We start from the raw sequence: 13426 nt of genomic DNA, 5'->3' as shown, positions 1-13426 counted from the left end.
CCTATATTCAACTATGTGGCGAGGTGCAACAAAAGAAAAGGCACGATCGCTTGGTAATAAGAGATAAAAAAGAAGATAGACTTTCAATTTGAAGTGCGCCCCAAAGGTTAGACAAAAACGTCTAATATTTGGTGGTGTACTTTTTCGTATGGGACTTGGGGATTACAAAGATTATTATAACAACAAAAGAATTAAGTGCAAACTAAAAGGACTGAACCCGGTACAGTACCGAATTCAGTCCCTAAAAATTTCTTCATTATACTGCCCAACATTTTGAGTGCAGTTCATAATTGGCATCTTTTTTCTTATGAAAATAACATATTCTTTTATAAGTAAGTCTCTTCTTTCACAGCCTTCTTAAGATGAACATCCGGTTCAGCCGGAAGTTTAAATAATGGAATAAATCGATCCAAGCCGGTGAAAGTTAAGATTATAATGGAAAAGACAGCAGTCATAGCCATGAAATTGTATTTGATGATATCCATAGCTACAAATTGATGCAATGGATAAATAGCGGTAGCGATACCTATATAGAATCCAATGTATACATGCCAAGGTATTAGTTGAGAACCAAATACGCCTAAAGCATCTCCGAACGTTGCATTTCTAAGCTTTAATGTGTACATATCTTTTTCATTAGCTTCTACGTTCTCTTCCACTAAACCTTTTATGATAGGACCCACGGTTACAATCTGAGCCATTTCATCTGCAAGGCAAGCATTTCCGATTAAAGATAAGAGTGCATTGCAGGTCATTAAATGTCTTACTTTTCTGGATATCTTAAGAACGAAAACAGAGAGCGGCTCAAAAGCATGAATTCTGCCCATTATTCCTCCAAATGCAGCTACCCACATCATCATTACAATTACCCATGAACCTGCATCGGAGAAACCATCCTGCATCAGCTGAATATACTCTCCAATGGACGTAACTGTTCCGGCAAAGCTCCCGCAAATATAAGCAGAAACAATACCAGCGCCTAAGCAGACAAATGTAGATAATCCTTTAATGGCAAACGCTATAACAAGAATCAAAGGAATAATCATATAAATGGGAACACCTTCTTTGACCTGCATTAATAAATCAACAGCAGCAGGTCTTTCTGCTTGTAGAATATCCCAAACCTCATTTGGGATAGCTGCGATAGCAGTAGCGCCATCTGTTGAAACTGAAGGGAGTCCGGAGGTATAACCAACGACCAAAAATAAAATAGCTGTAGCAGCCAAGCAAAGAATGGACCAGACACCTTGATGCCTGATTCTATCGATAATTTCCACTCCTTGAATACCGGAACTTACAACTGTAGTATCTGAAATAAGACCAATATTATCACCGAAGCAAGCACCACCCGCAATAGCTGCGGTGGTAAGTAATAAATCACCTTGAACAATGTGATTTAGCCATAAGAAAATTGGTGCACAGGCAGCAAACGTTCCCCATGAAGTGCCTGTCGCAACGGAAAGGACACAAGTTACAAGGAATCCTACAAAAGCAACTGTTTTTGCAGTAATACCAAGTCCAAGAGAGATATTTACAATAGCTGCACCTACACCAGTTGACATAAATGAGCTTGCCATTGCATAAGCAAACATAAGAATAAACAATGCCACTATAATTTTGCTTACACTTTCAACTGCTGGATCCAGCAGTTCTTGAAACGATAACTTTTCTGTAATCATCGCAACAGCAAATGCTGTAAACGTTGCGATTGGGGCTGCAGTAAGAGCATCCACCCCACTAATCATCAGTCCGGCCATGACCAGCACTGGGACAAATTTAATTGCCGCTTTTAATCCTTTCATGATACCTCCAAATAAATTTTTTTTTCAGCAAAATGATGCGTTTAGCCATCGAAGTCTATAAATTTGTAACTTCTCAACATAAATCTGTCGGATTATTTATTTATAAATTAGACAGGCCTATGAATGGTGCATCGACTTTGATTGTATCTCATCAAGAGAAAACTTGTCAACATAAATAGACCGATTTTGACAAAATAGTTTGAAAAATCAATTTAAAACAAAAATATAAAAAAATAAAAAAAATGGAAATATTGAGACACATTGTTACAAGATGTATTTATAGATAAAAATAAAAGCCTTGTTCTGCGATAATCTTCACAGAGCAAGGCTGAGATTGAGAGCTGAATTAGTATGGGACCGCTAAAAAATTATTCAAAGATTTCTTTTGCTTTCTGCATAATTTCAGATACCGGTAATCCTTGTGGACAATGGCTCTGACAGGCATTACAGGAGGTACAGACCGAAGGTCTGGCTTTTGGTGAAACCCACATATTGAAATCAGCTTTAATTTTGGGATTGCCATTATATAAATGCCATTCATTATACAGGTTAATCACCGCAGGAATTTCAATTCTTTGCGGACATGGCATACAGTAACGGCATGCTGTACAGGAATATTTAATGAGATTATTGTATTCGTCAGATACTTTAGCAATGATCTTGTGTTCTTTTTCTGTAAGGCTATTTGGCTCTGCTTGGCTAAGAATACGAATATTTTCTTGCAGCTGTTCCATTGTGGTCATACCACTTAAGATGGTGAGAACTTCCGGAAAATCAGCCACCCAACGAAGTGCCCATTCTGCAGGAGTACGTTTCACATCCGCCTCAGCCCAATATTTTTCGATGGATTCCGGGAGCAGATCGGTTAGCTTGCCACCTTTAAGCGGTTCCATAATGATGACTGGAATACCTCTTGCAGCTGCATATTTTAATCCTTCTAATCCAGCTTGAAAGTTCACATCCATATAATTGAGTTGAATTTGGCAAAAATCCCATGGGTACGCATCTACGACTTCTTTAAAGCATTCAAAATCATCGTGGAAAGAAAATCCTATGTGCTTGATTTTGCCTTCTGCACGCTTTTGTTCTAGAAATTCTAGCGTATTGAATTGCAGTACCCGTTTCCAAATCTGCTTTGTTATATTATGAACAAGGTACATATCAATCACTTGATCATCTAATCTTTCTAGCTGATTGGTGAAGATTTGCTTCATGCCTTTTTCATCTCGGGCCATCCATACTGGCATCTTATCAGCTAATAGAACTTTCTTTCTATAGCCGTCTTTTAATGCTTTTCCGGTAACCACTTCACTTTCACCATTGTGATACATATACGCAGTATCTACATAGTTAATGCCGCTGTCAATGGCGGTGCGTATCATTCGAATGGCTTCCTGTTCATTAATTTTTCCATTTTCTAAGGTTGGAAAACGCATGGTTCCAAAACCCAATAAAGAGACTTTTTCACCAGTTTTAGGAAATGTTCTGTATTGCATTTAGTTCCTCCATATATTCATATATTGCACGCTGATCTTCAACTGATTCAACGTTTTTCGCTTCAGCGATTGATTAAGTAAAATAGACTAAGATCTTAATATATTTTACCATAAAGTAAAAAAATACGATATACTAATTTTGACAGTGACAATGACGTTCAATCGGAGGGGAAAATATGCTAGCCGAAAAGCTAAATAATTATATAGAAGAAGCACTTTTTTATCATGATATAGCCGGTCTGGCGATCGGGGTGACCGTGGGCAGCAACAGCCCTCTTCCCTGTCGAGGACTGCACTATGAGAAGACCGCAGGCTATCAGGATTTTACCGATAAAAAAACCTTGAAAATCGATCAATATTTTCATGTGGCTTCTGTCACCAAACTGTTCGTAGGAACCGCTATTTTATTGCTTTGGGAGAAGGGAAGCCTTTGTCTAGATGCTGAAGTATCTGAAATTCTGCCTTGGTTTTCTATTGATGATAAACGCTATAAAACGATAACCGTCCGACATTTATTGACCCATACTTCGGGGTTAACGGATGTAACGGATTATGGATGGGATAAACCGCAGCTGGATGAAGGTGCCTTGCAGCGGTATTGTGAGTCCGATGAAATAAGAAAATCCAAATTGCTTTGGGCTCCTGAAGAAAATCGATTCCAATACAGCAATATGGCCTATGAACTGCTTGGTGCTGTAATCGCTCATGTTTCCGGTATGTCTTTTGAGACGTTTGTCGCAGAAAATATACTGAAGCCACTGGATATGAAAGATACCACTCTTTTAACCTTTGAGCGTACAAAGAAACTAGGTATTCAAGGGGAGTTAACGGATCCTTTCTATGTGAAGGAAAGTTTATCGTTGGAAAATTTGGCTAAAGTGAATATGGCGATGCCCCACACGAAAAATGAGCGGAAATTCATCCTACTGGAGGAACAATATCCTTATAGCAGGGCCCATGGACCGAGCTCAACAATAACGACAAATTTAAAGGACTTAGAGCGATGGGCAAGAGGGCATATAGAGAAAAAAGTTCTTCGGAAAGAAACGTACGATTTGATGTGGAGAAAATATGCACTGGTTTCAAACAATGAGGAGCATATTGGCTTGAGCTGGTTTATTCGAGAGCAGAATGGCTTTACACTATATGGACATGAAGGCAACGATGACGGATTTCGTGCTAGCTTTTGGCTTTGCCCGGAGTTGGATTTGCATATTGCTGTATTAGCCAATTTGTCGCAAGCACCAGTGAAAAAGATCAACAAAAACATATTGGAACTGATTCTGAAAGAAAACAACAAGGAGGAATGGGATGAAAAATTATGAGAAACTAAAAGAAGCCGCCTATGAGCGATTGGGGGAATACGAGGCGGTTTGCCGGCTGATCAATGATGATTTAGCAGACCATCCTGAAGTGTCAGGAAAAGAGTACGAATCCTCCCGAAAAATAGTGAAATTGTTAAACAAAGAAGGGTATCAAACGGAAGCCCCTTATGCCGGATATGATACGGCCTTTAAGGCGGTATACGGAGACAATAACCATTCACGAAAAATTGCTCTTTTGACGGAATATGATGCGCTGCCCGGGATTGGACATGCCTGCGGACATTGCACCAGTGCTGCGATCAGCTTATTGACGGGGTTATCTTTGAAAGAATTGCAAGAAGAATTAGATGCCGATATCCATATTATAGGTACTCCGGTGGAGGAGACAGATGGCGCAAAATGCACGATGGTGAAAAACGGGGTTTTTGATGAATATGATATGGCGTTAATGGTGCATTTATACGATGAAAACATCCTGGCACCTAAATTGCAAGCATTGAATTCTTATCTTTATACTTTCCACGGAAAACCAGCGCATGCGTCAGCGGCTCCGTGGGATGGGAACAATGCATTAAATGGTGTGCAGTTGATGTTTCATGCCTTGGATATGCTTCGGCAGCATGTCAAACCGGATGTGCGGATTCACGGGGTCATACGGGATGGCGGCTTAGCACCCAATATCGTTCCGGAATCGGCTTCGGCAGAATTTTATATTCGTTCCATGGATCGGCATTATTTGACTGAACTGCTGAGGAAAGTGGAGGATTGCGCCAAAGGAGCAGCTATTGCGACTCAAACAAGCTACCAGAAAAAGCTGACTGCAGAGTCTTATGATAACCTGAAGGCGAATCCGACGGGAGAAGGTGTCCTGTCAGAAACGTATGCGGAGCTAGGGTTGGAGCTTGGCAATCCGGATCGAATATTCGGTTCCTCGGATGCCGGAAACGTGAGCATGATTTGCCCTACCTTTCATCCGACCCTTCAAATTGTGGAACCGGGAGTGGCCATTCATACGAGAGAATTCGCAGAGGCAGTCAAATCATCTCGAGCACATCGGGCGATTGCAGACGGGGCTAAAATACTGACGCTTCAAATATTAAAAATCTTCACAGACTCAAAAAAATTTGAAGCAATGAAGGAAGATTTTAACCAATGAATAAAGGCCATGCCTTGCAGGGAATTGAAACTCCCTGTTAATGCATGGCCTTGATTTTTAGTTGTTAACGTAAATGGAAATAACGTATTTCGTAAGTTGCCTATTTATTCTTTTATAAATTCTAAGAAGTCTTCAAAATCTTCAAAATCACTTTGTATAAATTCATATAGGATCGGTTCTTTAAATTCATATTTTGCCGTCATCACCAGATATTGATCAAAGGAACTCCTTCTTAAATCTGCTTCAAGGGCGTGGATTCCCTGGATGCTGTAGCTGGCTACGATCATCTGCCCGTAATCGGTCACGTAGTACATGCCGTAGATATCTTCGTTTAATCGAAATACCTGTTTGTTTACGTGATTATTATTTTTATTAAATACTAGAAATAGCTTTCCGTTTTCATGCAGAGTAAGCATCGCGTTGGAAGTGACTTCCGATATTTTACTATCGAAAACTTCCTCGTTATCGATCAGGATATCATATACGGTGATGAATTCAGGTCTTGAAAGCATCATCGCTGCTTCTGCGGCACTAACCTTAAAGCCGGAGCGTCGTTTAAAGCCGGAGATTAGAAGGGCGTCTACTTGAATTTCAGAAATGATAATGTGATATGTCCCGTTATATTCAATAAGGGATTCACATAGATAAGCATTGGTTTCTTCATCGCAAATATCTATAGTATTTTTACAGAGGGTGGATATAGGGTAATCATCATAAAGACGGATATCTATTCTTCCGTTCGTCAAATACTTCGCGGCATAATAGTCCCGCCCAAAGCAGCGCATCAGGAAGTAATTGATGACCTGATGAACGGAGTGGACCTCATCGCACATTTTTTTCATTAAATCACTTCGCTGGCGAAGGGTTAATGAAATAGGCTTATCCAAGATAAACTGATATTCTTCTTTTCCATCCGGCAGGGGCAAGGACAACTCTTCGTTTGCTCTCACATAATCCTGCACGAGAAAACGAGCCTCCTCTTCCGAAAGATCTACTTTTTTACCGCCTAATCCTCCTAAAAGAGCGGATTCAATTAACGAAATTTCAGCTACATCATTCCCAACGATGCTTTTATACGTTTCAAATCCATATTCTTCTGCATCAAAATAGTAAAATTGGTGAAAATCTGTAGCAAGATCAGCATCTACTAAATGCCAGTGAATATAAAGACCGGTCACACCCATCAGTCGCGTATCTGTGACATATGCGGACACGAATTCTTTTGTACCGTGTAAAGGAGCATCTAAGCCTCCTTTTATTACTCTAAAATTTCTATCAGTCAAATCTCTCTCCCTTTTTTTCTATCGCACGAAACCATAAGTTAAACCATATTAAAGTATAGTGTGCAATAGATATTATTACCGAGTATAATAAATTAGTATACCTCAAAAGGTTACATATTGACAATATGCTTTTATGGGATATAATATAATAAAGTCTTTAACAATAGAAAGACTTTTATAACTAAAAATTAAATAACCCTTATCAAGAGAGGCGGAGGGATTAGGCCCTGCGATGCCCGGCAACCTATGTGTTTTATGGTGAAGTATAAAATATAAAAGGTGCCAATTCCTACAGATTGGTTGAAATCTGAGAGATGAGGAAGGATGATGAAACAATATCTAACCTCTTTCTTTGAAGAGGTTATTTTTTTTAGCTGTTTTTTATTTTAGAATTTTGAGACGAATTGATTCGCCCAAAAAGGAGGTACACATGAAAAAATTATTTACATCAGAATCTGTAACAGAAGGGCATCCTGACAAAATATGCGACCAGATTTCAGATGCCATTTTAGATGCTATTTATACACAGGATCCGTATGGAAGAGTGGCGGCAGAAACTACTACTACAACCGGATATGCAATGGTAATGGGTGAAATCACTACAAAATGCTATATTGATATTCCTAAAATTGTAAGAGGAGTTATTTGCGATATTGGATACGATAAGAGCGAATATGGTTTTGACGGAAATACTTGCGCTGTTCTGACAGCTATAGATGAGCAATCCGGCGATATCGCAATGGGCGTAGACAAGGCGTTAGAGTATAAAGAAGGTTCCCTGAACGATCAGATTGAAGAAACCGGAGCAGGAGATCAAGGGATCATGTTTGGGTTTGCGTGCAATGAAACACCTGAGTTAATGCCCATGCCGATCTCTCTTGCCCATAAGCTTGCACTACAGCTTACAAAGGTGAGAAAAGACGGAACCTTAAAGTATTTAAGACCGGATGGAAAGACCCAGGTAACGGTTGAATACGATGGCGATAAGGTAAAAAGAGTAGATACTGTTCTTATTTCAACGCAGCATGATCCGGAGGCTACCCAAGAACAGATTAGAGCAGATCTGATTGAAAAAGTTATTAAGCCAATCGTACCGGCTGAACTGTTAGACAGTGAAACAAAATATTTTGTAAACCCAACCGGACGATTTGTAATCGGCGGACCGCATGGAGATTCGGGACTGACCGGCAGAAAAATTATCGTTGACACGTACGGCGGCTATGCAAGACACGGCGGCGGTGCATTCAGCGGCAAAGACCCTACAAAAGTAGACCGTTCTGCTACGTATGCAGCAAGATACGTTGCGAAGAATATTGTTGCAGCAGGTCTTGCCGATAAGTGCGAAATTGAGCTCGCTTATGCAATTGGTGTTGCAAAACCAGTATCCATTATGGTGGACACGTACGGAACAGGAAAAATATCAGATGAAAAGATGGTTGAATTGATTCAAACACATTTTGATTTAAGACCGGCAGCCATCATCAGAGAGTTGGATTTAAGAAGACCAATTTACAGACAGGTAGCTGCTTATGGTCATTTTGGAAGAACTGATATCGATATTCCATGGGAAAAGACGGATAAAGCGGAAATTCTTGCGAGGGATGCTGGAATTTAAGACTTTAGAAGAATAAAGCGATGATGAATTAAAATGAGATCACCTTGGAATGTTAAAAATAGTCAAGGTGGTCTTTTTTTGGTTATTTTATTGCGTTAGGCTTGGCATTTATATATAATGTACTATTATGCTTATGCTTTAATAAATAATCATTCATGTACCTATTGTGCATTTAGAACATATTACAAGAATAGCGCAGATAAATTGCGGAAATAAGGAGGTAATTCCAGTGGGAATTAAAGTAGCAAAGTTTGGTGGTTCATCCGTTGCAGATGCTATACAGCTGACAAAGACAAAGGAAATCATTGAAGCCGATAAGGAACGACGGTATGTCGTCGTATCGGCTCCCGGAAAAAGATATACCGAAGATAATAAGATCACAGATCTTTTATACCTTTGCAAGACGCATATCGACCATAATCTGCCGTATGAGCAGGTATTTCAGGTGATTTGTGACCGATATATGGCGATGGTCATTAATCTGGGCATCAATCTTGATTTAATGGTTGAGTTCGATGAAATTAAGAAAAACCTTCAGGAAGGTGCTTCTGCGGACTATATTGCCAGCAGAGGAGAGTATTTAAATGCAAAGATTACTGCGTCTGTACTTGGTTATGATTTTGTTGATACGGCAGATTTTGTCCTGTTTGACGAAAAAGGCCGCTTTCTTGCGGAAGAGACCAACCGGGTACTCGGCGAAGAATTAAAAAAACATGAACGGGCTGTTCTTCCCGGTTTTTATGGCTCGTATCCGAATGGCAAGATCAAGACCTTCTCCAGAGGAGGTTCAGACATCACCGGAGCTATCGTTGCAAGAGCGGTTAAAGCGGATGTTTATGAAAACTGGACGGACGTTTCAGGTTTCCTTATGGCAGACCCTAGAATCGTATCCAATCCAAAACCAATCAGCAAAATTTCTTACAAAGAATTAAGGGAACTTTCCTACATGGGCGCATCCGTACTTCATGAGGATGCAATCTACCCTGCAAGAATCGAGAATATTCCAATCAATATTCGAAATACCAACATTCCTACTGATCCGGGAACGATGATTAATGCGGAAGTGACGGTGGAAAAAGACCGGATCATCACGGGAATTGCAGGAAGCAAGGATTTTACTGTAATTGCTATTTATAAGAATATGATGAGTCAGGAGATCGGCTTTATCAGACGTATCAGCGGAATCCTTGAGGATTATGACATTGCCATTGAGCATCTTCCTTCCGGGATTGACACCGTTTCGGTTGTTATTGCAAATAAAAACCTAGACGGCAGACTGGGAGAAGTTCTTGATGACTTAAAGAAAAAGTTGAATCCGGACTCCCTTGATGTATTTGAGGATATGGCCCTCATTGCAACAGTAGGGGCAGGCATGTCCAGAAGACCGGGCGTATCTGCAAAATTGTTTACTGCGTTGGCGGAAGCAGGCGTAAATATCCGAATGATCGATCAAGGCTCCAGTGAAATGAATATTATTATTGGCGTTGAAAATAAAGATTTTAATACTTCCATTAAGGCAATTTACAATGCATTTATAAGTTAAAAAATGAAACAGATAAAAACGTCCCACAAGCAGGGACGTTTTGTTATAGGGGGAGCGTATGGAGATTAGCAAAAGGGATCATCTGGTATTCATCGTGTGTATAGCAGCAATTGCGGCAGCTGCGCTTGCGGCAATCGGATACATTCAATGGAGCAAGCTCGATGAACCGGTATTTACAGAGTCTTTTCTGGAGATTGGTTTACCTGAAGTAAAGATGTATGACAGTGAGACGGATGCGGAAGTGGAATTGAAACAGGATGGCCTGTATTATCCCCTTGAGACGGGCGGGGAAGAGAGGCCCGAAATAGGAATCCAGCCCGGAAGTGACCGGTTAATGGAAAGGTTTAGAGAAGACTGTGAATTTCAATTAAAATGTATAACCAATATAGATGATCCGATAGAGATCGTGGGGATTGCCTTTGATGAGGCACCGGAGTTAGCCGCGCGTATTTCAGGCGAACCGAATGTGGGCTCGGCAGGTGTATGGGTGTATTCCGGAGGAAATCAGAGCAAATCAGGGGTACCGTATGGGCGTTTTACCATAAAGACCATGTACATCACTTTAGGCGACGAGAATAAAGAGGTATTTATGGATTTAATCAAAAACAATAAGACGTTAGAATTAAATCACGCAACGATTTATGCGTATGCAAATAATAATAATCTTACCTTCAAACATGTGAATATCGGGAGAATCTTACTGACACCGATCAAAAAGGAAGAAGCTGTCTTAGATCGGATTGCAGGCACCGGAATCGGTGATAATGAAGGCATAGAAAACACAGACACCTATATTGCAAAAAAAGATGTTCACCTTGTATCTGTGCAAAGCCCCTTAATGGAGGAATTGCAAAATTCTATACAAATAGAGATCGGAAAGACTTCTTATAAAGATGCAGCTGGACTGCAATGGAATAAAGGTGACAAGATCTCTATCAAAAGCCGGGCAAAGCCCCCAGGAGCCAAGGCTCCGGGGTACTTTGGCTATCAGCTGTTACCTGTAGTTACTTTGGAAGACGAGGACGGAAATCAATATCAGATGCAGATTTCACCGATGAGTTATTCTAATGGGGATTTCGGATATACAACGGCAGAGCTTCGACAATACTTAAGAGAAAGGGGCGTTATCTAAATGCAACGAAACAGAGGATACCGATTTGTATTTTGGGGACTTGTACTGTCCATTTTGCATATTAATATAGGGGAGATGGAGATTTTACCGAACTTTATCGCTGTGCTGATCATCGCAAAGGGGATTTCCATTGTACTCGAAGATAATGGGAATAAATATTTGCTGCGTGCCCGTATGTTGTGCCGCATATACGCCGGTGTCCAAGGGGCAGCGTTTGTGATGGAAATGGTAAAAGAAGGACTTCTTCTCAACAATATAGATGCTGTTTTGAATGAAACATTGACCCTATTGTTGTTCGCGTCAAATTCGATTCTAAATATAGCATTTCTGTTTTACTTGTTTATGGGGTCTGAGCTATTGCTCTTTGAAAGCAGAAGAGATTGCTTTACGCTGGGTAGGGAGATCGATGAATACTTCACCCCGGAAAGAAATCTGCGGAAAGTGGCCACCAAGTTTGCTGTATTATATACCATTGGCACCGTGCTGATGATGGGTGGATTAGTTTTTCGCAATGACTTCGGAATACTGGCTGTAATAGGTGCAATAGCTGCTTTTGCCGGAACCGTTTGGGTGGCATCCAACATCGCTTATATCCGGAGACAGTATCCGGAATACAGATAAATTTGATCTTGGAGAGGGCAAATAACTTGTCCTCTTTTATTTTTCTGTGAAATATGGTACAATATAATGCTATAATGGTTATTTATATTTTACACAAGCCATTTAGCTTTATAAAAGCGCCTAAATAAGTTCATATTTTGATACGTTGTTGGACAATTTCAAAAGGGAGATCGAATGAATGGAAGGGAATATCACCATATCAGTACTTGCTCTTATACTATTGATTATATTTTCAGCATACTTTTCAGCAACCGAGACGGCATTTACATCCTTAAATCGAATGAGGATAAAACATCTTGCAAATGATGGTGATAAAAAGGCTAAACTTGTTTTAGACTTAGAAGAAAATGTTGATAAGCTGCTGACTACTCTATTAATTGGGAATAATATAGTCAAGATTGCGATGACTGCTATCGCGACGGTTCTTTTTGTAAATTTATACGGAGAACTCGGTGTTATACTCTCGACAGTCGGTATTACCATAGTTATATTGTTTTTCTGTGAAATTTCACCGAAGAGCATTTCAAAAGAAGATCCAGAAAAATTTTCAATGTTTTCAGCTCCGCTTCTCTGCGTTTTCATTTTTCTATTGACCCCCTTGAACTATCTTTTTTCCGGGTGGAAAATCTTCATTGCTAAAGCCTTTAAACGAGATTACAGCAGAGGTATCACAGAAGATGAATTGCTGAGCATTGTAGAAGAAGCTGAAACAGACGGCAGTTTAGATGAAGAGCAAAGTGAATTGATTCAGAATGCAATAGAATTTAATGACTTAGAAGCGTGGGATGTGCTGACGCCTCGTGTAGATGTGGAAGCCATCGAAATCAAACAGTCCAAGCAGGAGGTGGGAAACTTATTCCTGCAAACCGGTTTTTCCAGATTGCCGGTCTATGAAGAAAATATGGATCGAATTGTTGGTGTGTTGAACCAGAAGGACTTTCACAATTATGTAATCGGTCAGCATAAAGAAATTGTAGATTATGTGACGCCGGTTGTATTTGTGGCAGGGTCTATTCGAATTGCTAATCTGTTGAAACGAATGCAGGTGGCTAAAACGCACATTGCGATCGTCGTGGATGAATACGGCGGAACAGAAGGCATTGTTACGATGGAGGATATTATTGAAGAACTTGTCGGTGAAATTTGGGATGAACACGATGCCGTGACATCGCAAGAAATTCTGCAAATTTATGACGGCAGTTTCAGAGTACTCTGCAGTACCAATGTAGAAAAAATGTTTGACTATTTTAATTTGAAATATGAGGAGATGGATGTAACTACTGTAAATGGCTGGGTTGTCGTACAACTCGACAAACTCCCAAGCGTAGGTGACTCCTTTGAATATGAAAACCTAAAGGTAAGAGTCACTAAGGCCGATGGCAAGAGGGCCTTAGAAGTAAATATTGTTGTTAAACCAAAAAAAGAGGAACAACCAGAAGGGGAAAAGAGGTAA

At 40.1% G+C, this 13426-nt stretch carries 10 protein-coding genes, 1 pseudogene and 1 riboswitch; of the genes and pseudogenes, 8 read left to right on the top strand and 3 right to left on the bottom strand.

All coding sequences use genetic code 11. The features are described from left to right. Nucleotides 1–160: 160 nt before the first annotated feature. Nucleotides 161–277, top strand: a pseudogene (locus JYB65_RS06565) (IS3 family transposase); the annotation flags it as partial. A gap of 49 nt (nt 278–326) precedes the next feature. On the opposite strand, the gene JYB65_RS06560 reads toward JYB65_RS06565, so the two are convergent. Further along, nucleotides 327–1802 (bottom strand): Na+/H+ antiporter NhaC family protein, encoded by a 1476-nt coding sequence (locus JYB65_RS06560; RefSeq protein ID WP_206581861.1) that lies wholly within the window; start codon nt 1800–1802, stop codon nt 327–329. A gap of 368 nt (nt 1803–2170) precedes the next feature. Beyond that, nucleotides 2171–3298, bottom strand: coding sequence for an aldo/keto reductase (locus tag JYB65_RS06555; RefSeq protein ID WP_206581860.1), 1128 nt, complete (start codon nt 3296–3298; stop codon nt 2171–2173). Between the two features lie 176 nt (nt 3299–3474). On the opposite strand from JYB65_RS06555, the gene JYB65_RS06550 reads away from it, so the two are divergent. Beyond that, nucleotides 3475–4623, top strand: coding sequence for a serine hydrolase domain-containing protein (locus JYB65_RS06550; RefSeq protein ID WP_206581859.1), 1149 nt, complete (start codon nt 3475–3477; stop codon nt 4621–4623). Further along, nucleotides 4610–5779: a M20 family metallopeptidase gene (locus tag JYB65_RS06545; RefSeq protein WP_206581858.1), complete on the top strand. Its 1170-nt coding sequence runs from the start codon at nt 4610–4612 to the stop codon at nt 5777–5779. The genes JYB65_RS06550 and JYB65_RS06545 overlap by 14 nt, the downstream gene beginning before the upstream one ends. Before the next feature lie 104 nt (nt 5780–5883). Here JYB65_RS06545 and JYB65_RS06540 read toward each other — a convergent pair whose 3' ends face one another. Beyond that, entirely contained in the window at nt 5884–7062 is a 1179-nt protein-coding gene (locus JYB65_RS06540; protein ID WP_206581857.1) for a hypothetical protein, read from the bottom strand. Between the two features lie 196 nt (nt 7063–7258). Then, nucleotides 7259–7383: riboswitch (SAM riboswitch) on the top strand. Nucleotides 7384–7492: 109 nt separating this feature from the next. On the opposite strand from JYB65_RS06540, the gene metK reads away from it, so the two are divergent. From metK to JYB65_RS06515, 5 genes are all read left to right on the top strand, one after another. Continuing rightward, complete coding sequence (gene metK / locus JYB65_RS06535) at nt 7493–8677, top strand: methionine adenosyltransferase (RefSeq protein WP_206581856.1); 1185 nt, start codon at nt 7493–7495, stop codon at nt 8675–8677. A gap of 229 nt (nt 8678–8906) precedes the next feature. Continuing rightward, complete coding sequence (locus JYB65_RS06530; RefSeq protein WP_206581855.1) at nt 8907–10220, top strand: aspartate kinase; 1314 nt, start codon at nt 8907–8909, stop codon at nt 10218–10220. Nucleotides 10221–10278: 58 nt separating this feature from the next. After that, a complete protein-coding gene (locus tag JYB65_RS06525; protein ID WP_206581854.1) occupies nt 10279–11352 on the top strand; it encodes a hypothetical protein in 1074 nt (357 codons plus the stop codon). Beyond that, nucleotides 11353–11973: a hypothetical protein gene (locus JYB65_RS06520; protein WP_206581853.1), complete on the top strand. Its 621-nt coding sequence runs from the start codon at nt 11353–11355 to the stop codon at nt 11971–11973. A gap of 178 nt (nt 11974–12151) precedes the next feature. Further along, a complete protein-coding gene (locus tag JYB65_RS06515) occupies nt 12152–13426 on the top strand; it encodes an HlyC/CorC family transporter (protein ID WP_206581852.1) in 1275 nt (424 codons plus the stop codon).

It is taken from the genome of Clostridium aminobutyricum (assembly GCF_017255415.1).
Classification (GTDB): Bacteria; Bacillota; Clostridia; order Peptostreptococcales; family Anaerovoracaceae; genus Aminipila; species Aminipila aminobutyrica.
This window is presented reverse-complemented; position numbering and strand designations above follow the sequence as displayed.